12 protein-coding genes are annotated in these 23,160 nt (G+C 62.4%); 1 reads left to right on the forward strand and 11 read right to left on the reverse strand.

Features of this window, described 5'->3' with window-relative positions; genetic code table 11:
- Positions 1 to 257: 257 nt before the first annotated feature.
- The 6 genes from pepN to LKK40_RS01705 all read right to left on the reverse strand — a co-directional run bounded on the left by pepN (position 258) and on the right by LKK40_RS01705 (position 9,531).
- Positions 258 to 2,891 carry an aminopeptidase N gene (gene pepN, locus LKK40_RS01680; RefSeq protein WP_304308651.1) on the reverse strand — a complete coding sequence of 878 codons (2,634 nt, stop codon included), beginning with the start codon at positions 2,889 to 2,891 and terminating at the stop codon, positions 258 to 260.
- Positions 2,892 to 3,125: 234 nt separating this feature from the next.
- Entirely contained in the window at positions 3,126 to 5,189 is a 2,064-nt protein-coding gene (locus LKK40_RS01685; RefSeq protein ID WP_304308653.1) for a ribonuclease J, read from the reverse strand.
- Between the two features lie 143 nt (positions 5,190 to 5,332).
- Positions 5,333 to 6,238, reverse strand: coding sequence for a 4-hydroxy-tetrahydrodipicolinate synthase (gene dapA / locus LKK40_RS01690; RefSeq protein WP_152581113.1), 906 nt, complete (start codon positions 6,236 to 6,238; stop codon positions 5,333 to 5,335).
- Positions 6,239 to 6,411: 173 nt separating this feature from the next.
- Positions 6,412 to 7,290: a phosphogluconate dehydrogenase (NAD(+)-dependent, decarboxylating) gene (gene gnd, locus LKK40_RS01695; protein ID WP_152581112.1), complete on the reverse strand. Its 879-nt coding sequence runs from the start codon at positions 7,288 to 7,290 to the stop codon at positions 6,412 to 6,414.
- An 86-nt stretch (positions 7,291 to 7,376) separates the two neighbouring features.
- Complete coding sequence (locus LKK40_RS01700; RefSeq protein ID WP_304308655.1) at positions 7,377 to 8,000, reverse strand: gluconokinase; 624 nt, start codon at positions 7,998 to 8,000, stop codon at positions 7,377 to 7,379.
- A 109-nt stretch (positions 8,001 to 8,109) separates the two neighbouring features.
- Entirely contained in the window at positions 8,110 to 9,531 is a 1,422-nt protein-coding gene (locus LKK40_RS01705) for a GntP family permease (protein ID WP_304308657.1), read from the reverse strand.
- Between the two features lie 163 nt (positions 9,532 to 9,694).
- Between LKK40_RS01705 and LKK40_RS01710 the strand changes: the two genes are divergently transcribed.
- Positions 9,695 to 10,456, forward strand: a complete 762-nt coding sequence (locus tag LKK40_RS01710; RefSeq protein ID WP_304308659.1) for a FadR/GntR family transcriptional regulator — start codon at positions 9,695 to 9,697, stop codon at positions 10,454 to 10,456.
- 31 nt (positions 10,457 to 10,487) lie between these two features.
- On the opposite strand, the gene dapB is transcribed toward LKK40_RS01710, so the two are convergent.
- The 5 genes from dapB to LKK40_RS01735 form a co-directional block, all read right to left on the reverse strand.
- Positions 10,488 to 11,240, reverse strand: coding sequence for a 4-hydroxy-tetrahydrodipicolinate reductase (dapB, locus tag LKK40_RS01715; protein ID WP_304308661.1), 753 nt, complete (start codon positions 11,238 to 11,240; stop codon positions 10,488 to 10,490).
- A gap of 246 nt (positions 11,241 to 11,486) precedes the next feature.
- A complete protein-coding gene (locus tag LKK40_RS01720) occupies positions 11,487 to 13,061 on the reverse strand; it encodes an MFS transporter (RefSeq protein WP_304308943.1) in 1,575 nt (524 codons plus the stop codon).
- Between the two features lie 5 nt (positions 13,062 to 13,066).
- Complete coding sequence (locus LKK40_RS01725) at positions 13,067 to 13,975, reverse strand: GNAT family N-acetyltransferase (RefSeq protein ID WP_304308663.1); 909 nt, start codon at positions 13,973 to 13,975, stop codon at positions 13,067 to 13,069.
- Between the two features lie 130 nt (positions 13,976 to 14,105).
- Positions 14,106 to 18,434, reverse strand: a complete 4,329-nt coding sequence (locus LKK40_RS01730; protein WP_304308664.1) for an ATP-dependent DNA helicase — start codon at positions 18,432 to 18,434, stop codon at positions 14,106 to 14,108.
- Positions 18,431 to 23,155 (reverse strand): PD-(D/E)XK nuclease family protein, encoded by a 4,725-nt coding sequence (locus LKK40_RS01735; protein WP_304308666.1) that lies wholly within the window; start codon positions 23,153 to 23,155, stop codon positions 18,431 to 18,433. Before LKK40_RS01735 ends, LKK40_RS01730 begins: the two co-directional genes overlap by 4 nt.
- Positions 23,156 to 23,160: the final 5 nt, after the last annotated feature.

Consider the following 23,160-nt stretch of genomic DNA (forward strand, 5'->3'; position numbering starts at 1 on the left):
AGTTACGACGATAGAAAAAGACAGGCGTCAGCAGCAGTACGAGAAGTCATAAGTTGCGCATGACAAATGTCATTGATTCGGGCATACAGCCCTGCAGAGATCGTGAATGGGCAACACACCCGGAATCTCATACACAAGTCGGGCGATAGCGTTTTCGGCCCGCTATTTTCCGCGGCTGAACAACGCTATCGCCCGACTTGTGCGCATTACCCCGCGCATGTCATGACATGTGCCCGGGGGCTGGGTCTTGTCCTGCCCTACAACGACTCGTTGTACTTGCGGACGTTGAGGGTGCGCTGGGAGGCTTCGACGTTGGCGCTAATCATGTGGCGCAAGGCGCGGTCGGCGTCGGCGTGGGTTTCGAGCCAGCGGGTGCCGCCGGACACCAGCTTGGCCGGATCGGCGTAGAAGGGGTACAGCCCGCCGATGAGATTCTCGGCCATGTGGAAGGTCTTGTGCTTCCATATCCAGTCCACGGTCTGGAAGTAGCGGTCGATATACGGCTCAGCCAGCTCGGCGTTCGCCTGCGCGAAGCCGCGGATGACCTCTTCGAGCTGGCTGTTGGTCAGCGTGTCATTATCCAGCGCCTGATCCCAGGCCCAGTTCTTGGTCTCGGACGTGGAATGCGCGGCGCGGGCACCGTAGGCGAATTCGCGGTTCTCGGTGGTGTCGCGCTTGGCGAGTTCGGCGTCGATTCCGGCCTCGTCGATCAGGTTGGCAACGGCCAGCGCGTGGATGATGGCCCAGCGCAGATTGTTGTCGATTTCCAGCCCGTCGAGCGTGATGGAGCCATCGAGCAGACCTTGCGCGTTCGCGGCGAACTCGGCGTCGCCCTCCGTGCCATAGCCCAAGTAGGCGCTGACCAGCTGGAACTGCTCGTCGGAGCCGGGCTGCGCGTCATGGGCCAGCTGCCAGAGCTGTGCGGCCGCATGCTGGGCGACCTCGTCGGCGCGAGCGGCGGCAACATAGTGCATCACCGTGGTGCGCAGGGTCGCCAGCGCATAGCGGAAGGTGGTCGACTCGTGCTCGGTTGCGAGCATCTTCAGGCTCAGATCGGCGAAGCGTTCGGCCGGGAATTCGGCGTCACGCGTCATATCCCACAGCGACAGCCAGATCGTGGCGCGGGCAAGCGCGTCGTCGAAGCGATACAGGTTCTCGGCGGCGAATTCAAGCGAATCCGCGTCGAAGCGCAGCTTGGTATAGGTCAGGTCGTCATCGTTCACCAGGATGAAGGCCGGACGCTTGCGGCCCACAACCTGCGGCACCTCGGTGCTTTCGCCGTCGACGTCGAGCTCGAAACGGTCGGTGCGCACGATGGTGCCGCTGCCGTCAACACCGCCGTCAGCATTATCAGCATTATCAACGTCGTAGAAACCAATCGCCAGACGATGCGCGCGCAGCACCGGATGCTCCGCCGGCGCGGATTGCTTGAGCGTCATGGCAGTAATCGTGCCGTCCGCGGCCGTCTCCACCTCAGCGGCAATCGTATTGATACCCGCCTGTTCCAGCCATTGCGCGCTCCACGCCTTGAGGTCGCGGCCGGAGGCGGCTTCCAGTTCGGTGAGCAGATCGGCCAGCGTCGCGTTGCCGTACTGGTGCTTGGTCAGATAGCTGTTGATGCCCGTGAAGAACTGCTCGCGGCCGACGTAGGCGACGAGCTGCTTCAACACGGATGCGCCTTTGGCGTAGGTGATGCCGTCGAAGTTCACCTCGGTGTCATGCAGATCGTTGATCGGCGCGACAATCGGATGCGTGGTCGAAAGCTGGTCTTGGTTCAGCGCCCAGCTCTTCTCGCCGGAGGTGAAGGTAGCCCAGGAATCATGCCATTCGGTGGCTTCGGCAGTGGCCAGCGTCGACATGAACTCAGCGAAGGACTCGTTAAGCCACAGGTCATTCCACCACTTCATGGTCACCAGATCGCCGAACCACATGTGGGCCAGCTCGTGCAGCACGGTCACCACGCGGCGTTCGACCAGCGCGTCGGACACCTTGGATTCGAAGAGGTAGGAGTCGCGGATCGTGACCATACCGATGTTCTCCATCGCGCCCGCGTTGTATTCCGGCACGTAGATCTGGTCGAACTTCGCATACGGATACGGCACGCCCCAGGTCTTAGCGTAGAAGGCAAAGCCCTTCTTCGTGATGTCGAAGAGGTAATCCACATCCTTGCCAAGCGCATCCTTAAGCGCCTGACGGCAATACATCGCCATCGGCACGGTGCGGCCGTCCTCGTTGGCGTATTCGGTGTGCCACTGGGCATACGGCCCGGCGCAGATCGCGGTGAGATAGGAGCTCATTACCGGCGTCGGCTCGAACACCCAGCGTTTGATGCCTTCAATCGCATGGTCGCCCAGCGTGCCTTCGGCGGTGCTACCTTCCGTCGCCTCGCACAAGGCAACGGGCATATTCGAGGTGACGATCCAGCTTTCCGGCGCCAGCATGGTGAAATCGAATACGGCCTTGATGTCAGGCTGATCGAAGACCGCGTAGACGCGTCGCGCGTCCGGCACTTCGAACTGGGAGTAGAGATACACGTTGCCGTCGGAGGGATCGACGCTGCGGTGCAGGCCCTCGCCGGTGTTCGAATACCGGCACAGCGCCTCAACGATGACCTCGTTATGCTCGTGCAAATCCTTGAGCGCTATGCGGCTGTCCTCATATGCTGCAGCCGGGCCGAGCGGCTCGCCGTTGAAGGTGATTGCAGTGATACTGTCGGCGATGATGTCAAGGAAGGTCTCGGCTCCCGGCGTCGCGTCGAAGCGCAGCGTGGTGCGCGAGCCGAAGGTCTTCGGGCCTTTCGTCAGGTCGAGTTCGACGGCGTAATGGATCGGGGACGAGACGATGCCCGCCCGTTCCTCGGCTTCGACGCGGGTGAGGTTTGCTCCTGGCATGGTTCTCCTTGTGTGACTATATGACCATATGACTGTGCGGTTGTGTGACCTTGCGGCTATGTGGCTGTGCGACTATATCGGCGTCGGCCGCTGTTATTGCGTAACTTGCGACTCCAAGCGCCAACTATGCGAGTGCGGCGCAATGCAGTTCGTCCGCATTGCGCCGCACTCGTAAGCGGCATCGTGACCGGCACACAGCTAAGCTGCCGCTGCTATTCGTTTATTACAAACACCTCAGCGCCGGCCCGAAGCGTCGACGTCCTGCGCGATGTCGGCGACGACCGGCACCACCATGGGCTTGCGGTGCAGCTGGCGAGCCACCCAGCTGCCGATTGTGCGGCGCATGATCTGCTGCAGCTTGTAGGTGTCCTTGGTGCCCTGCATCATCGCATCCTCGAGCTGCTGGATGATCTGGCGGCGCACCTGCTCGAAATCGCTTTCGTCCTCAGCCATGGCGTTCAAGTAGATCTTCGGCCCGGACACGACGTCCGAACGGTCGGTATCGACCACGGCGAAGCAGGAGACGAAGCCTTCGGAGCCGAGAATACGGCGCTTCTCAAGCTCGTCATCGGTCAGCTCGCCGACCGAATCGCCGTCGACGTATACGTAGCCGCACGGCACGGAGCCGACGACTGCAGCCTGGCCGTGGTACAGGTCAACCACATCGCCATCCTCGGCCAGCACGACGTTATTCGGGCTCACACCGGTCTTGACGGCAATCAGGCCGTTGGCGACCAAGTGGCGGTTCTCGCCGTGAATCGGCATCGCGCACTTGGGCTTGATGATGTTGTACAGATACAGCAGCTCGCCCTCGTCGGCATGTCCGGAGACGTGAATCGCGGCGCTGTCCTTGTTCACGACGCGCGCGCCCTTCTGCACGAGCTTGTTGATGACCTTGTAGACGCCGTGCTCGTTGCCCGGGATGAGCGAGCTGGCCAGCACGACCGTGTCGAACTCGTTGACGGTGATGTCGCGGTGCGTGCCCTCGGCGATGCGGCCGAGCGCGGCCATCGGCTCGCCCTGCGAACCGGTGCACATGTAGACGATCTTGTTGTCCTGCACGTCATGCGCCTTCTTCAGGTCGATGACCGTGCCTTCGGGGATGTGCAGATAGCCCAAGTCGGAGGCGATGGCCATGTTGCGCACCATCGAACGGCCGACGAAGACGACCTTGCGGCCAATTTTGTGCGCGGCGTCCACGACCTGCTGCACGCGATGAACGTGGCTGGAGAAGCTCGCCACGATGATCTTGCGCGTGGCTTCGGAGAAGACCCGCTCAAGCTCCGGCCCGATCGAGGTTTCGGGCTTGACGAAGCCGGGGACCTCGGCGTTGGTCGAGTCCATCATGAGCAGGTCGACGCCCTGTTCGCCAAGCTTGCCGAACTCCACCAGATCGGTGATGCGGTGGTCGAGCGGCAGCTGATCGAGCTTCAGGTCGCCAGTGTCGATAAGCGTGCCGGCAGGCGTGCGCACATGCACGGCCAGCGCGTCGGGAATCGAATGGGTGACGGCGATGAATTCGAGGTTGAAGGGGCCGACCTTGAGCTTGTCGCGGCCATCGACCTCAACCATGGTCGGGTTCTGATGATGCTCCTCGCACTTCGCCTTGACGAAGGCGAGCGTGAGCTTGGATCCTATCAGCGGGATGTCCGGGCGCAGCCTGAGCAGATACGGCACGCCGCCGATATGATCCTCGTGCCCGTGGGTGAGCACCAGGCCATCGACCTGGTCGAGCTTGTCCTTGATGTAGTCGAAATCGGGCAGTATCAGGTCAACGCCGGGCTGTTCCTCTTCCGGGAAGAGCACGCCGCAGTCGACGAGCAGGATGTGGCCGTTGTATTCGATTACATTCATGTTGCGGCCGATTTCGCCGAGGCCGCCGAGCGGCGTGATGCGCATAGAGCCCTTGCGATACTTCGGCGGAGCGATCAGATGCTCGTCCTGCTGGGGCGATAGAGATGAGCCGTTGGAGCGCCCCCCGTTGCGGCGCTGGCCACCACGGCCCGAGTTCGAACGGCTGGAATTGGAACGATTCGAGTTGGAGCGCCCAGAATTCGAGCGCCTGCCTCCGGAGCGTGAATTGTGCGAGCGCTCGGACCGGCCGCGCGTCTCCTCAGGCTCCGAAGCCTGTGCTTCGACGTCGCGCTGATCGGCCGCGTATTCGCGCTCCTGCGTCGGTTCCGACGTGGGCTCTGCAGCAGATTCCGCTGTGAAATCCACGGCGGATTCACTGCCCCGTCTGGCAGCTTTGCTGCCGCGCCGATGTGTGGTTGTTGCTGTTTGTTCTTCTGTGTCCATATCCTAGTGAATTTCTGTTCTTTTAGTGTCCGCGCCTATGCGTGGACGAGGATTGATGCGCCGGTCGGTGCGAACCTTGCAAGCCCGTGTCCGCCAACCGGTTTGAGCGCTTCGGCATTGCCAAGCGCCCTCGATGAGCAGCGTTACAGGAGCCCAGAAGCACGCATGCCGTTTTCGGCGCGCGTGAATTCGTCAGGGCCTGGTCCGACATTCGGCAGGCGCATGGTCGTCTCTTCGAGCACGCCGCGCACCTTAAGCGAAGCCTTGGCCATAACCGCCTGGAAGCCGTTGCCGTTCAGGGCCTCGACAAGCGGGGCGAGGCGCACCGCGAGCTTCTGCGCGGTGTGAATGTCGCCACGGTCGAAGGCCGTTGCCAAGTCACGCATCGGGCCGGCGGCCGCATGCGCGATAACCGAGATGATGCCGACCGCGCCGACCGACAGGAACGGCAGGAACAGCCCGTCATCGCCCGAATACCACGTCAGCCCGGTCTCGATGCGCTTGCGCACCGCGCCAGCGATATCGCCCGTGGCGTCCTTGACGGCCTTGATGTGATCCAGCTCGGCCAAACGCCGGTAGGTTTCCAGCTGGATGTGCACGCCGGTGCGGCCCGGGACGTCGTAGATGATGATGGGCTTGTCAGCCGAAGCGTTCACCGCCTGATAATGGCGGAAAATGCCCTCCTGCGAAGGCCGCGAATAGTACGGCGCGACGACGAGCACCGCATCGGCACCCGCCTCCTGCGTCTGTTCGGCCATGCGCACGGTGTGAATCGTGTCGTTCGAACCAGCCCCGGAGATCACCGGAACATCCACGACGTCCTTGACGGCCTTGACCAGATCGACCTTCTCATCCATATGCGTCACCGGCGATTCGCCCGTGGTCCCGTTGACGACCAGGCCGTCGGCGCCGTCGCTTACCAGTTGTCTGGCAAGGCGTTGCGCCGCATCGAAATCGATGGAGCCGTCGGCTGTCATAGGGGTAACCATTGCGGGAAGAATGCGCCCAAATGGCGCCGGGTCAAGAAGATGCATGGAACCGTCACTCATAATGCCCACGGTACTTCGCGGGCGGGACGCAATGGCCGTTCCAGAACGGCGAAAACCTTTGAAACACCTTCTTCTCGTACTTTTGTCACGCAAACCGAGCACTTTGCGTGACAAAAGTACGAGGAACGGATTGTTCGGACTGTTCAGATTGTGCTGGTAGCTGGGGCGAACAGCTAGGCCTTGTCGACTGCGTGGCCGCCGAACTGGTTGCGCAGAGCCGCCACCACTTTCATGGTCATCGGATCGTCAAGCTGCGAGTTCTGGCGGGCGAACAGCGAGGCGGCGGTCACGGGCAGCGGCACGCCGAGGTTCAGACCGTCCTCGATCATCCACTTGGCCTCGCCGGTCTCCTGCGCACGTCCTGCGATATGCTCCAGATCCTTGTCATCGTCCAGCGCACGCACCAGCAGATCGAGCAGCCAGGAGCGTACGACCGAGCCTTCGCGCCAGGAATCGCATACGTCGCGCGGATTGTCGACCAGTTCGCTGGCCTCCATCATCGCGTAGCCCTCGCCCAGAGCCTGCATCATGCCGTATTCGATGCCGTTGTGAATCATCTTGACGTAGTGCCCCGCGCCGACCGGTCCAGCGTGCACCAGACCGCTGTCACCTTGCGGTTTCAGAGTTTCCAGCACCGGCTTGATGCGTTCGTAGTCTTCGGCAGCGCCGCCTGCCATCAGCGCATAGCCTTCGGTGCGGCCCCAGACGCCGCCCGAAGTGCCGACATCCATGAAATGAATGCCATGCTGCTCCAATTCCTTGGCGTGGCGCTGATCCTCGCGATATCGGGTGTTGCCACCGTCGATTACGAGGTCGCCGGGTTCGAGCAGCTGCGCGAGCTGGTCGACGGTGCTGTCGGTGGGCTTGCCGGCGGGCACCATGATCCAGATGGCGCGCGGCGCGTCGAGCGCGGCGACCAGTGCTTCCAGCGAGTCCACGTCGCGGCCCGACTCCGGGGACATGTCGAAGCCGACGACGTCGTGGCCGCCGTTTTTCAGTCTGGCGACCATATTGCCGCCCATGCGGCCCAGTCCTATCATGCCGATTTTCATGAGATTCCTTTCCTTAAGGTTTCCTATGGAGATATTGGTGTCCGCTGCGCTGTGTTGCGCGCAGCCTAGATTGTGGGTTGATGTAATCAGGCTCCCAGCGCGTCGAGGACGGCCTGGGTTTCCTGCTCGACACTCAGATGCTTGCTGAGGTCAAGGGTCAGATGCACCTCATCAGCGCTCGGCGGTTCAAGGATCGCAAATTGCGAATCGAGCATCGCCGGCTTCATGAAATGACCGCTGCGGTGCGCAAGCAGCTCCATAACCGTGTCATAGTCGCCGCTGAGATACACGAAGATGACGCCGGGCAGGCGCAACTTGTCGCGGTAGACCTTTTTCAGCGCCGAGCAGGTCACCACTCCCGGCTTGCCGTTGTCGACATGCTCGCGAATCCATGCCGCGAGCTTGTCGAGCCAGCCCCAGCGGTCCTCGTCGGTGAGCGGGATGCCCGCCGCCATCTTGTCGATATTGGCCTGCGGGTGGAAGTCGTCGGCCTCCGCGCTGTCCCAGCCCTGCCGTTCGGCGATGGCTGTGGCGACGGAGGTCTTGCCGCAGCCGCACACCCCCATCACGACGAGAATCGGCGCAGCACCGCGCAGATAGCCGTCGGGGATGGTGTTCTCAATGACCTCGTCGATGACGTCGTCGGTGACTGACCCTGTGATCGACTCGGTGTCATCGCGTGTCATGGTCAGTGTCTCATGCTCGCTCATGAGCGTTCTCCGTTTCTTGCATATTGCTGATTATCGTCGTGAATTGTTGCGCACGGTGCGTATCGAGCTGTTACTTATCTCATATTTTCATATCTGCTGCACTAGCTAGCTATATGCCGATCGGCACAAAGATGCTCGCGATGAGCACCAGCGCCAGCACGACTACCGACAGCAGGCATTCCAACACGGACCAGGTCTTGAAGGTCTGGCCGACATCGAGGTTGAAGTATTCCTTGACCAACCAGAAGCCGGCGTCGTTGACATGCGAAAGGAAGATAGAGCCGGCGCCGATGGCGAGCACCAGCAGCGAAACCGCAGCCGGAGATGCGCCCATGGAATCCATGACCGGGCCGAGGATGCCGGCGGTCGTCATGATGGAGACGGTGGCCGAGCCGGTCGCCACGCGCACGAATACGGCGATGAGCCAGCCGAGCAGCAGAATCGAGATATGCGAATGCTCTACGAAGCCGCCAATCATCGTGCCGATGCCAGTGTCGACAAGCACGCCCTTATATCCGCCGCCTCCGCCGACGATCAGCAGAATGCCTGCGACCGGAGGCAATGCAGCCCCGAGCGATTCGTTGATCTTCTTGAACGGGATGTGACCAACCGAACCGAGCGCAATCATGGAGAACAGCACGGCGATGAGCAGCGCCAGCTCCGGCTTGCCCAGGAAACTCACGATTTGCGTCCACATGACTTGGGACGCATATGCCTTGGGTGTCGCAATCTCACAGATCGCGTTAATCAGCATCAGGACGGCGGGCAGCAGGATGCACAGCACGGACAGGCCGAAAGAAGGCAAGGCGCGACCGTCCGCGCCGCGATCCTCCTTGGACTCGGCGAAGTTCGCCGGGGCGCCGACCGGCACCCACTTCGCGGAGATAGCAGCGAAGGCCGGGCCAACGATGACGACGGTCAGAATGGCGATCGGAATGCCGAACAGCATGGTGATGCCGACGCTGGGATTGTCCTTGAAGCAGCTCAGCGCCGCCAGCGGGCCGGGGTGCGGCGGAACGCATGCGTGCATAACCGACAGACCGGCCAGGGTGGGAATGGCCACCTTCATCAGCGGCAGACCGGTGCGGCGCGTGACAAGCACGATAACTGGAACCAGCATGACCAGACCGACTTCAAAGAACATCGGCAGGCCGATAAGCGCGCCGATAACCGCCATCGTCCAGGGAATCATCGCCTTCGAGGAGCGCGATACCAAGGTGTCGACGATGCTGTCGGCCGCCCCGGTGTCCATCAGCACGCGGCCGAGCATTGCACCCAGTCCGATGAGGATGCCGACGCTGGCCATCGTCGAACCGAAGGACGTACTGAAACTGGTGATGGTGTTAACAGGCCCGTATCCCGATCCGATGCCGACGACAAGGCCGGCCAGAATCAAGGATACGAAAGGATGCAGCTTGGCTACGGTGACCAGCAGTATCAGCACGATAATGCTGGCGATCACGCTCACGCCCAGTTGCGTTGTATTCAGATGCGGTGCAGCAGTCACTGCAGCAGCAAGCACAGTATTCATCCGTTACCTCTTCTTCGAGCACTCATGAATAAACGTATTGATATGTTATATACCGGCAAACAACGTTGTTTTGTATGCCATAAGGATAATATATACGCATATTGCATGTTTACGCAACGCGAGACACGCAGTGTTTTCTGTTATCTGCGCCATACTTGAAGGCATGACGGATAGGTACTCGACCGAAGCTGCAGCGGGCAGCCATATCAATGCTTCGTCTGCTGCGCAGGACGAGGCCAGCCTGCACGACCGACTGCTTGAGGAATGGGGATCGGATATCGCCGCAGGGCGCATCGGGGCCGGCGAACGGCTGCCGCAGCCAAGCGCGGAACTCGGCGTGCCGTCACGCACCGTCACCCGCGAGGTGACCCGCGTTTTGGAGTCAAAGGGCATGGTGAACGTCCGGCGCAAAACCGGCGCGATCGTCACTCCATCAGCCCAGTGGAATCCTTATGACCGGCAGATCATCCGCTGGCGACTCAAGGGGCCGGAGCGGCTCGCCACCTTGCACGAGCTGTCGCAGCTGCGTGTGGCGGTGGAGCCGGCCGCGGCATTCCTGGCCGCGCAGAATGCGACTCCGAGCGACTGGGCACGACTCACGCAGGCGACTATGGACATGGTCGCCTATTCGAATCATGCCAACGAATCCGAATATTTGCAGGCCGACATCATGTTCCATCGCACCTTGCTCACGGCAACCGGCAATCGGATGTTCGCGGCGCTGGACGGCATCATCGTCGCCACGCTCGAAGGACGCACCGAGCATCAGCTCATGCCGAGCATTGCAAACGCTGATGCTCTGCGCCGGCACACCGATGTCGCCGCCTTCATCCGCAAGGGCGACGGGATCGCGGCACGCAAGGCTATGGAGGATATCGTCAACGAATCGGATGAGGCCATGACGCAGATGACCGGCGGCGAATGACGGATGTGTCTGTACCTACAGCTGCCGGCATTTAAAGGTCGAGGAAGGTGTCGAGGCCGACGTTCAGCCCCGGGTAGCCGCCATCGCGCAGCTTGCGCACGGCAAGCAGCACGCCCTGCATGAAGGATCCGCGGTCGAAGCTGTCGGCGCGGATGACCAGCTGCTCCCCCGCGTTGCCCAGCAGAATCTCCTCATGCGCGTTCAGGCCGCGCAGACGCACGGCATGCACATGCACTCCGTCGACCACCTGGCCGCGCGAACCGCCGTCAGTCACCGTGCCGTCGGGCATGGGGCCGAGCCCCGCCTCGCGACGGGACGCGGCGATGGCCTGCGCAGTGTGGATGGCGGTGCCCGAAGGCGCGTCGATCTTGTCGGGATGATGCAGCTCGACGACCTCGACCGATTCGAAATACCGCGCGGCCTGTGCAGCAAAGTGGTCGGCCAGCACGGCAGATATCGCGAAATTCGGCGCGATGAACACGGACTGGTCCGCGCGGGGCGCGTTCGCCAAGGCCTGACGCACCTGCTCAAGCTTGTCGTCATCCCAGCCGGTGGTGCCAACCACGACATCGACGCCATGCGCGACCAGTGTCAGCACATTGCCCAGCGAAGCCGAAGGAATGGTGAATTCGACTGCGACATCCGTATTGCCTGAATTGATCTGCGCGGGATCCTGTCCGTGGTCGATGGTGTGCGAAAGCTGCATGTCGCTCGCGTCGTTCACCGCCTGCACCACGCTGGCCCCCATGCGTCCCTTCGCGCCTACCACTGCGACTCTGATCATCCGTTCACACTTTCCACATGCCGTTCGCAGCCGCGAACGCAATTCCTGTAACTACCTACGTACTCTTGTATACTACTGGACCGTATGCCGCTGACGGCTTTCAGCGTACGTTCTATGTCATGCTCACGAGGGCCGTATCGGAAAACGTACGCTGAGCTGACGTTATCGTACGTTTTCCGATTCACAGGGCTGTTTCGATACAGAAAACGTACGCTGAGCGTGAGTCAGCGCTCTTCTTGCACCCGTTCACGCCTGTGCCTTCGCCGCGCGTCGCCGCGCCAGCGTCCAGCCCATAACCGCCAGCACCAAGGTCACGAAGGTCGTGGCGCAGGGCAACAGCATGCCGGTATGGTAATCGGCGACGTCGAGCACGATGCCGCCGAATGTCGACCCCAGCGAAGCGCCGACCTGCCCAGCCGTGGTGATCCACGACAGGCCTTCAGTCAGCGAGCGCGACGGTACGGTGTTCTTGACGATCAAGTTGCCGGTGGCGAACACCGGCGCGACGCACAATCCCGAAAGCACCGACAGGAAGCCGAGCAGGATCAGATTGCCCATGGCGAAGCGGATCAGCACGTATCCAAGCGTGAGCAGGGTCAGAAACTCGACCATATGCCGCCAGTTCGAGCCCTTCAACTCCTTGACGCCGAAAATCAGCCCGCCGACGCACGAGCCGACCGCGAACATGGCCAGCTGCAGGCCGAGCAGCTGCTCCCTGCCCATCGCCTTCATCATGGCCGTCACCGAAACATCGAAGGCGCTGAAGCTCATGTTGAAGGTCACGAACACCAGCAGCAGAGGGAGAATGCCCTGATACAGCAGCACGCTTTTAGGCCTGGGGCCGTGCCGATGCAGCTGGTGGATGCTGAACTCGGCTGATTCGGTGGCGTTCTTTGCTGCGGCGTTTTCCGCAGCAGCGGCCGTTGCGACAGTGCCGTTTGCGACAGTGATTGCCGCAGCGGTGTTGTCAACGTCAGCGTTCCCGACTCCGCCATTGCTCATCGCGTCGCGTACGTCGACGTCATCATGCGAAGCGGCAGTGACCTCGACCATCTCCACGACCGACGGCTGCGTGCCCTTGAGCGAGAAGAACACCGCACCGCCGATTCCACAGGCGAGCGTGGGTACGAAAAGCTGCGAAACCGGGTGCACGGAAGTCGCCAGGAAGGCTGCCAGAATCGGCCCCAAGATGAACACCATCTCGTCGATGGCGGATTCCAGGGCGTAGGCGGTGTTGAGCCTCTTCGCATTGGCTGGCCCGCGCAACGCGTACGCCCAGCGGGTGCGCACCAGCGCGCCGAAGGAGAACTGGGTCAGCCCCATCAGCACAGCCAACGCGAACAGCAGCGCAATCGGCACGCGCAACAAGGCCGCGAATGCGAAGACCAGCATCGCGATAACCTGCAGCACCAGCGCGACACGTCCGACGCGCCGCTGTCCGAAACGGTCGAACAGCCGCGCATAGAGCGGCGTGACGGCTGCGAGCGCCAGAATATAGGCCGCGCTCATCGTGCCGGCAGTCGTCCAGTTGCCATGCAGATGGTTCAGCGCCAGCACGATGCCCAGGCTCATCATGGACATCGGCAGTCGCGCCACGGCACCGGAAAGGCAAAAGGCCTTCGACCCGGGGACAGTGAAAAGCTCGGCGTAGGGCGAGGAACCGCCGGTCGAAGGGTTGCTTGCGGCGGGTTTGCTGGCCGGCCTGCGATGCGAAGACACGCCATCGGCGAATTTGCCATCTGAAGGCTTATCGCGCGAAGCGGCAAATGTCGCCGAGGCCGCAGTTGAACGCCGACGTGCGAGCCGTGGTATTCGGAACATCGCGTTCACCGCGCACCATCCTTTCGTACTGCTGCCGTGTGATTCGAATGCCTGGTGTTATCCGGCTGTGCCGTGTGATCTGCTCGCGATATATGGCTTGTTTCCGTGTGATCTGTTTCAGTGCGGTCCATGTGCTGTACATCGCCTAGGATCTGCTCTGTTTCGCCGGCATAGATGCGTGAGATTTCCGGAGCGAACAACACCAGATCGGTGTCATCGGCATCCGAGATGTTGCGCTGCGCAACACGGGTCATGCGCTGGTGGTCATAGAAGCCCATATCGCAATCGCTATCGGTATGCAGGTGGAAGCGCTGCACGCCTGCACTGGCAAAGTCTTCGAGCATGGCGTGCCATAGACCGCCGCCGACCCCATGCCCACGAGCATCTGCCGCGACGAGGAACAGCTCAAGCTCAGCATCCGAGTCGCGGTCGACGCCTGAATCTTGCTCCATCTGCGTATCGATATCACGTTGGAGCGCCATACCGTGCAAGGCATGCCGGCCGGCGTCACTGAGCGCCAGCTCGCGGTCCAGCTCTCGCAGCTCTTCTTCGGCGCGAGGAAACAGCGGAGTTTGGCCGACTGCCCGCACGAGGGTGACCCCCATGAATCGCCCGTCGAGGCAGGCGGTTCGCGTGCTTGTGCTCGGCGCGAGATAGCGCAGCACGAAACGGCGCGATATCATCTTGGAAAGCTGCGGGCTGTCCGTCGGCTCTGCGCGGCCCCAGGTGCGGTCGAACTCTTGCGTAATCGCCTCGATATCGTCCCAGCTCATGGGTCGGTACTCGACACGGCTGGCGCTGCGCACTCCGTTTGCTGCGCCTTTCCGGTTTGCTGCGTTCCTCTGGTTCGTTACGCTTTGGCTCGTCACGTTCCGGTTCGTCACGTTTTGCTTCGTCACATTCTGCGCGGGCATGGCTATGCCCCTCCTTCGTTGCATCACCATGTATGCCGCCCACACATGAGGCACGAGGGTCGCAGCTCCCCTCCGCAACGGCATTGCGACGCGGTTTCCAGTCGCAGGGCCTTACCGCTCGCGCGGTCGCCTAGTCATTGTCGGATTGCTGGGGGATGCCGGAGCTCAACTCGGCCAGAATCTCCTGTTCTGTTTTCGCGCGAGCATGCAGCTCGCGACTGCCCTCTTCGGGCTCATCCAGATAGTACAGCGTAGCGTCAATGCTGGCCAATGGCACGTCCTCAATCGCCGAGAGCAGAAGACGATACATGTCCAGCTGACGCAATTTGCGCTCGGCATCCTCTGCCGTACGGGGTTTCGCACCCGTCTTCCAGTCGACGATGGTGAAGCGTTTCGGCTCATCATGGCTGTCACGCCCATATTGCCCACCATGCTGGTCAGCCCGCCCATGTTGTTCGTTGGCAGTATCGCTCTGCTCGTCTAGTCCTCCGAAGAAGACCGCATCGAGCTTGCCTACGACGATTTGATCGCCCAGCTGCGGCAGCGCGACGACGATCTGCCGCTCCGCCCAAGCTGGGCGTCGGCGCGCCCATCGCGAATCGGCCAGCCGGCGCTCCCACAACGCAATTCGCCGTTGCTTGGCGTCGCTAGCACCGCGTTCGACGCGTCGTTCTACGATGCTGAGCTCTTCCAGCATTTGCGCCCGAGTCTGGCTGGACGTCTCGGCGGCAATCGTGTTCGTATCCGCATCCCACGCATTGTCGGGCACGTCGTCGCGTCCGAAGGCATTAACGAAGCGCTCAGCCCACGCATGCAGCATCGTGCCCGACTGCGCCGCAGGAGAGGCGACCTGCGGTATCGGGCGAACCAGCGCACGCCAGAACCGCTGCTCTTCACGCGCATTCATGGAGCCGGAACGCGCCTGCAGCGCGGTGACATTCTGCCGCCGATTGGCCAGAATCCGCTTGCCCCGCTCGCGGACGACGTCATTCAATGTGCGGGTCGAAGTCCCATCGCCGCCGGCGGTCCACGGCATGAGGTCCTCGTCCTCGACCAGCAGCTGAGCCCTGAACAGCAAGGATTGCGCAGGGGGCAAAGTACTGTCGGCAGATGCCTTCGCAAGATATGGCATCGTCCGATGAGCTGACGTCGTTTGCGATTGTTGCGGCACGGGAAGATCTGATGCTGGGTTCCGGCGGCGAGCCAGCGCTGTGCGCACTGCGTCGGCGGAGAGACGCAAAGCGCTCGATACGTTCTCGCTCATCGCGCTGGGCCACGGCAGTCCCTCCGGGTCCTCATCGTCCGCCAACTCGGACTGCCAGGCCTCACTGACTACGAGCCGCTGATACCATTGGGCATGCTCGCCAGCGAAGAAGCCCTCAGGCAGCACGGCTTCAGTGGCGGCAAGACTGCGTTCGGCGGCCTGGTCGCTATCGGTCTGCGGCTTGGCGATATCCTCGTGATGGCACAGCGAATCGCGCACTTCAACCCAGAAGTTCGAAGGTTTGGCACGTCGTCCCTTCGCCTCTTCCGGCTCGCGGCCAGTCTCGTTCGTGGCGCTGTAGGTGAGCAGAACCTCCTCGCGCGCACGCGTCAACGCCACATATGCAAGCCGTCGTTCGTCGGCGTGCAAACGTCTGCCGTACTCCTCTCGCTGGGTCAGGTACCATGCCTCGCGATCCTCCTCTCCGACGCCTTCGTTCAAAGGCGCGGCGGCCCGCATATCGCCGAAGATCTCATCGTCGATCTGCTCGACGTCATCAAGAGAGCGCAGGACCTCGATCGGGTCTGCGCCCTGCTGCGCATCATGCGGGAACCGTGGCAGAATACCCGCATCCGCGCGAATCGGCACTGGCACAGCGGCGGGGTCGGTCAGCCAGGTGTTCGCGGTCTGCGCGTATTGCGGGGCGACCCACGCGCCGCCCTGCATGCCGCCGGGATGCTCCTCATCCAGGCTGATGCTCAGATTGTCGCCTTGGCTGCTGGGGAATGTGCGTTCGGCGAGGCCGACCACCGCCACCGAATCCCATTCCAATCCCTTCGCCTGATGGATGGTCATGAGCACGACATCCGCCGATTCATCCGGCGCCGCTGCGGTCTGGTCCTGTATGGCAGCGAGCGCATCAACCCAGGAGACGAAGCCGCGTAGGGTGGCCCGCTGCCCTTCGGCGATCTCCTGCGTGTAGGTGTCGATCAGTTGGACGACCGCGTCCATCGGCGCACGGGCCACCGACGGGGAAACCGGCTTATCCGGGTATGCGAGCGCCTGAGCCACAACGGCATCGATGTCCAGATCCAGCGCCTCGACCGCTGTGCGCACCACTTCGGCCAGCGGATGGTTGAGCACGCGATGCACCTGTCGTATCGCGGCACCGGCACGCGCTATGGTTTGCCGACTGCGCGGCGTCAGCGATGGCATGCGTTCAAGCTGCTGCGGCAAATCGGGATCGACGAGCACATCGCCGAGGAACACCGCATTGGGCACTTCGTCGCGATGCTCACTGACACATTGCGCCCATTGCTCCTGAGGAAGATCGGCGCTTGCCACTCCGGCCTGCACCAGTGCGCGGAAGCGGAATTCGGTATTGCGTCGTTCGGCGGCATCCGCAAGCGCCTGCAGCTCATGCGTCGAAAGCGCATATCTCGGCGTGGCGAGCAGCCGCATCAGCGACGCAGAATCCGTGTGATCGGCGACCACATGCAGCAGCGCAAGCAGGTCGCGCACCTCGGGGCGTTCAAGCAGCGCGGAGTAGCCGACAATCTGCACCGTGAGTCCGGCTTTCTCAAGGCTTTGCGCGAATTGCGGCATCAGCGATTTCGTGCGGAACAGCACGGCCACATGGGGTCCATTGCCTGCGGAGCTGCTGGGAGCATCGGTTCCTGCACTGTCGAGCCCGTCGCCATGCCCGGAGTGTCTGGCAATCGAGGCGAGCGCGAATCTCGCCACGGCATCGATTTCCTGGCCGAGCGTCTCGTATCCCAGGACCCCCAACGTGCCGGTTGGCGCATTGTCCATCGCCTGCAGCCGGTCGACGTCGACTTCATGCATCAGCGAACTGCTGGGGCGCTGCTGCCGCCCAGCCGCACGCAGCGGCGCAGTGAGATTATTCGCCGCCTCGAGCACGATGCGCGCATTGCGACGCGTGACACTGAGCGCGTACGGGCGGCTTGACTCGCCTAGCTCGAAATCGCGCTGGAATATGCGGAACGCGCCCGGGCTGGCACCTCGCCAAGCGTAGATGGACTGGAAGGGGTCGCCGACCGCGCCCACCGCGCTGCCGCCTGTGTCTCTCGTGCTTGCGCTTCCTATGTCTGAGTTTCTTGCATCTGCGCTGGTCGCGTCGGCGTTACCTACACCTGCGTTATCTGCGAATGCGCCCGCATCCATCCTAACGGACTCCCCACGGGAATTGTCGTCCTGTATATGCGATGGCGTGAGATGAGACTGTGCAGGATGAAACTGTGCAGGATGAAACATGGCGGCGAGCAGCGCCGCCTGGGTCGTGGACGTGTCCTGATATTCGTCAAGCAATACGTGCCCGTAGCGCCGACGGTAGCGTTCGCCGATCGAGGGGAATCGCGTGACCAGTTGGAATGCCGCCACGGTGAAATCATTGAATTCCGCCATATTGAGCCGGCGTTTGGCCGCATGGTATTCCTGCACGAGCGTGAGCAGCGTTTCGCGCTGCGCCACGACCTGCCGTAGCTGGCCGCAACGGTAGATGCAGAGCCGTCTGAGCTCGGTCTCATATTCCTCAAGACGTTGCTGGTAGTGCGTATCACTTTCCTTCTTCGTGCGCTTTCTCATCTTCGGCGCAGGTTCGCTCTCGGGCATCGATTCATCACCGATGGCCTTATTCAGCTGTTCTGCGAATCCTGCATCCCATATCCGGATGCGTTCGGTGGCTTCGCCGACACCCGTGCATCCCTCGCCGATCATCGCGCCGGAGATGGCATTGGACAGCGCCAGCACCGCGTTCACGACCGTCGTGAATGCGCCGAAGTCCTGCCCGGACAACAGCTCCATATGCTCGTCGACGACATTGGCCGCCAATTGGTATGCGCCAGCCTCGCTCAGTGGCTGCGTATCCTGGTCGAAGCCGACCAGCAGGCCGTATTGGCGCACAACCGATTGGAAGAAGGCATCGTACGTCAGCACCTCGGGCTTGAGGAACGCCCGGTTCATGGCTTCAAAAGACGCTCCGCTGCCCGCGCCCGCTTGCGTGGGCTGGCTCATCACGGCCTGCGAGACGCGGCCAAGCAGCTCGGATGCCGCCTTGCGGGTGAAGGTCAGGCCGAGGATGCTCTGCGGGGCGACGCCGCGTTCGATCAGCGCGATAATTCGCCGGGTCATCGTGTAGGTTTTGCCGCTGCCTGCGCCCGCGACCACCAGCATATCGTCGTTGATCGGCGCATTGACGGCCAGCGCCTGCTCGGGGCTGTCGGTGATATCGGTCATGCTGCCCGCCCCTTCCTGATCTCGAAAACCGTGTCGCTGCGCCCGGAGCATGCCGGGCACACGGCACGCATGCGGCAATACTTCATATGGCTCTTGCTCGGGTGGGCGATCAAGCTTGCGGAACAGCTCGCCGCAGCCGCATAGAACACTCTGGCAATCATGGTCAGCGCCCACACCGCCTGCGTGCCGCGCAGCGCGACGAACTGCCGCCATGCGGACTCACTCACGCCTTCAGGAACTGCGTCAGAGTCGAGAGCGACCGTATCCGTCAGCTTCTCCAAGCTCGTGTAATGGTATCGCGCAGCGAAGGCCGCATCGTTCAGGTGCCCATCGACGAACAGCGGCGGCTGGAACAGACCTTCGGGAGCATAGCTTTCCGCTGGCAGCTTGCCATTCGCCACGTAGAACAGGTCGCTTTGCTCGATGCGCGGCATGACGCTCAGCGCTGCCGCGCCGCCCGGGCCTTCGACCGGGAACGCCAGGCCAAGCTGGTAGCAGACCAGCTGCAAGTCGCTGAATTGCTGCACGATGTCGGGAACGGCACCAGTCTTATAGTCAATCAGCCGCACGACCATGCTGCCATCCGGCAGGCGTCGCGTCTCTTCACGATCAATCCTGCCGCCTAGCCGGATTGTCATGTCCTCGCGCATCGCCTCGGGCCAGCCGCCCACGAGAGCGCCCATGATGCCGTATAGGTCGCGACGAGACACCGGGTCGACCTCGTCAAGGGCGTTGTACGCCTCAAGAATGTCATCCAGCGAAAACTTGGAAGCAAACGAGCGCTCACATGCGACATCGGTCAGAGTCCCCACGGTTATTTTCTCCGCGTTGCCGCCCAGATATTCCGTGCCATTGGAGGTCACGAAGTATCTGGCGATATTCGCTATCACGGCTTCGGCATCGTTGTCTTTGCGGATGGCGCTGTAGCGGCTTGCCGGGTCATCGATGGACTGCGGATCGTCTCGCAGCTCGCGGTAGATGTTCATCATGCGTTCGGTGAGCGCTGTTATGCGCTCGTCCTCGGGCAACTCCGACAGGAAGTCAGGCATGTCGAAGCCGTTTTCGCTGGCGTTTTGCGCGACCGCGTGAATCAGCGTGCCGAAAGCCGTCGCCGCGCTGCCACGCTGCGGGCCGGCGAAATGGTTTTCGAGCAGCCAGCACACCGGGCACGCCCACAGGCCATCCACGGCGGAAGGATACAAGGAGACCATTGGTCCCGCTGCTGCTTGTTCTGTTTGTTCTACCTGTTCTTCGGGCTCTTGTGTGGAGCTCTCTCGCTGGCGCGAAGCCGATTCTGATTGCAGCGCACTGTCTGATTCCGCCCGCACTGTGGCATTGCCATCGTCGTCCAGTGGCGATGCGCCCTGCGGCTGCGGGTAGGCCCAATTGTCCGGATCGGCCGAGGCGATGCCGTTGCAGGCCAGCAATGCCAAGGATTCGGCGGCATCATGGGCCTCGGAAGTGCCCTGTGCCTGCTGCAGCGCGCGTTTGGACAGCAGCACACGCGCCGAGGCCACCAGTCCGCGCGGGTCGGCGTCCAGTCCTGCGAAGGCATCGCTGCCGCCGACCTCGCTGTAACTGCGGGTCGTGGGGTTGGCCTGGGCATTGCGGTCGAACAACTCGGGAAGATAGCCGTACAGGAAGTCGGACGGGGACAGGTCATCGTTGGCGACCGCGCTGAGCGTCACCTGTTCCTGTCCTCTGGTCAGCGCGGCAAGGAAGCTCTTCTGCTCGCCGCACAATACTGCGGCCAGCTGCGGATCATGCCCCGTCAGGGCAATCTGCCGGTCGTCGGCAAGCCGCCCACGCAGCATGATCTGCGCCAGCTCCTCGCCGCCGAACATCGTGTTGCGAGCCGCGAGATTCGGCCACACACCCTCTTGCATCGCCACAATCCACACTTGCGGCCAATGCTGGCCGTCGGCTCCCGCTGGCGTGGTCACGGTGACTGCCTGGTCGATGGGCGCGACCTTGGCCAGCGAATCGGCCTCAATGCGCATCGAGCGCACCTGTTCGAGAAAGCCCTCGATATCGCGGCTCGCCCCGCTGCCTGCGGCATAATCGAACAGCCGCATCGCGGCATCGAGCCGATCGTTGGCTGCCCGCCCGTCATCAGTGTTGTTCAGCGCTTCGCGCTGCCACCGCTCGGCCACCTTGCAGGAATCCCATGCCAACGCCAACGCATACTGCGGCTCGGTTGATGGCAGTGCAGCCATTCCATCGGCGACTTGCGCCACCAGATCCCACAGGTGGCCGAAAGCCTCGGCGTTGGGCTCGTGTCCGCCAACGGAGCTGATCACATCCACGACGCCATCCGCCGCAAGGTTGTCGAAGCCGTCACAGGCCAGCATCACGTACAGGGCCTCAGGGCCGAGTTCCATGCTGTCGTCATCCTGCGCTTTGTCGCTTTGAGAAACCGTGGAAAACGCCCGGTCATCCACCTGCACCACGTTATCTTCATCGTCGTGCGATTTTCGACTGGCGCGCAGGCTATCGCGCAGACGACTCCATGATTGTTCCAAATCGGCAAGCGCCGAAATGGTAGTGCCCTGTCCTTCCTGCGATGCCGGCTTCGCGGGCATCGTATTCGTTTCGGATGTTCCATCCCGCGCAAGCACTGCATGCAGGGAGCCAAGGGCGTTCATCGCCGATTCCACCGGAGCCAAGCGGGCAGGGAATCCCTCGCCTTGCGTCTGCGAGCCCACAGCAACGAGCGGGCTGTCCATCAGCGTAGCGACTCTCGTGCGCACATAGGCGGCCAACGAGTTCAGTGACGGCGCTCGATTGCGATTCGATGGCAGCACAGGCTCAGCGGCGACTGAGACGGAGCCAGACGCAGCTACGGATTCAACAGCGGCAGCATCAGCTATGGATCCGGCAGACGACTCCATGACCGGCTCAGCGGCTGGTTCGGCAGTCGATTCAATAATCGCCTCAGCGTTCGGTTCAGCAGTTGCCTGAGCTGCGTGTTCACCGAGTGATTCACCGAGTGGATCACCGAGTGCCCCGGCAACGGCACCGGGGCGCGGGCGAGTGGGAATCTGCCCCGCCTTTTCACGCAGCAGGCGCCTGCGCAGCCGCGCCAGCTCGATAAGCGCGAACAGGCCTTGCACAAACGGCTCATCCTTCAGCGGCCGCGTCACCGAGGAATAGCGCACCGGCACCCCGTCACGCCGCAGTCGCTCGCCGAAGGCACGCACCGTGGCGTTATCGTGCGCTATGAGGGCAAGATCGTTCCATTGCCTGCCTTGGGAAAGCCGAGCCTCCTTGACCCGCCAGACGACATCGTCCAATTCCTCGTTCGCCGAGCGATACAATGCCGCATGGACGCTGCCATCATCAATCAGCGCAGCCGATTCGGGCACAGCGGCAATCGGCAGACTTCCCTCATACCGTGGCAGCTTCCATGCCCGACGAGCCGGTGCGGTCGCATCGTCTTCGGGCGAAAGAATCGAGAGCGAAACCCGCGAAGCCACCAGCGAGTGGTAGTCCGGTGCCGAGCCGGCAGCGGCTCCTTCAACCGCGTCTGTACTGTTCAGCTCTCCCCTGTCGGTAATTTCGCCGTCCACGCTGCTCCCGAACTGCCCGCCGCGACTGGGACGCAGCCGCACGACATGCGCAGAGAACGGCGGTTCCAGCATCCGCGCGTACAGGTATTCAGGATACGAGCCGCGGAAGGTCTGCACTGCTTCGTCCGGGTCGCTCACCAGCACCAGACGGGTGCCGGATTGCGACAAAGCCTGCAAAAAAGCGAGTCCGGCCAACGTAAGATCTTGGAAATCATCGACGACCACATAGCGCGGCAGCTCATTCGGCAGCGCATTGCGCACTGCATCCGTGCCCTCGACAAGCAGACGGGAGGAGTCGAGCCGAAACTGAGCGGGATATTCCGTGTCAACCATGCGCGCGTATTCGCGGCGCAGCGCGAACGCGAGCCGCCACTGCACGCGCAGGCGCTCCGTATGCGGGCTCCACGATCCCAAACGGTTGAGAATCTCGGTTTCCCGGCCATACGACGCCCCGAGTTCATCCATGCGGGCGAGCATATCGCGCAGTTGCACGACGAAAGCATCGTTGATACCCCGCGCGAACAACGATTCCGTGGTCGAGAGCGGCGAAGTCGCCGTTGCTAACGATGCTGGCGTTCCATGTGCGCTACGCGCATCCGTGCCCGCTCCGTTCACCACCGCTGCCGAGTCGCCGGCACCGCGCTGACCGGGGAATGAAGCTGGATCGGCGACCATGCTCGACCAATCATCAAAGGCGAAATACTCGCGCAGCATCGCGCACGTCTCGCACGCATCGCCCGAAACCGCATGGTGCACATGCACGGCCAGCACCCGGCGCACCAGGGCATCCTGCTCCGCCCCGTTGAGCAGCTTCGGCAGCGGGGTGCCTGCGCGAACGCGGATGGCGGCGATGATGCGGAACGCGACGGCGGACAGCGTCGTCACCGGCCGCGCCTGCGAGCTGGCCTGCAGCCGACGAACGACCTCGTCGGCGTAGCGGTCAGCCGTTTTACGGTTGGAAACGGTCATCACGGCACCCGTATCGCCAAAAGCGTGCAGCCCCGCCATCAGCGATTCAAGCGCGAATTCGGTTTTCCCCGTGCACGGCGCCCCCGCGACCAGAAGCGTGTTCGTAGGAGCGCCGGAGGCGCTGCCCAGCGAGCCGTCGATCAGTGCCTCGACGGCTTCACGCTCCTGAATCCGGTTGTTCATGTGCA

The organism is Bifidobacterium tibiigranuli (genome assembly GCF_022655035.1).
Lineage (GTDB): Bacteria > Actinomycetota > Actinomycetes > Actinomycetales > Bifidobacteriaceae > Bifidobacterium > Bifidobacterium tibiigranuli_A.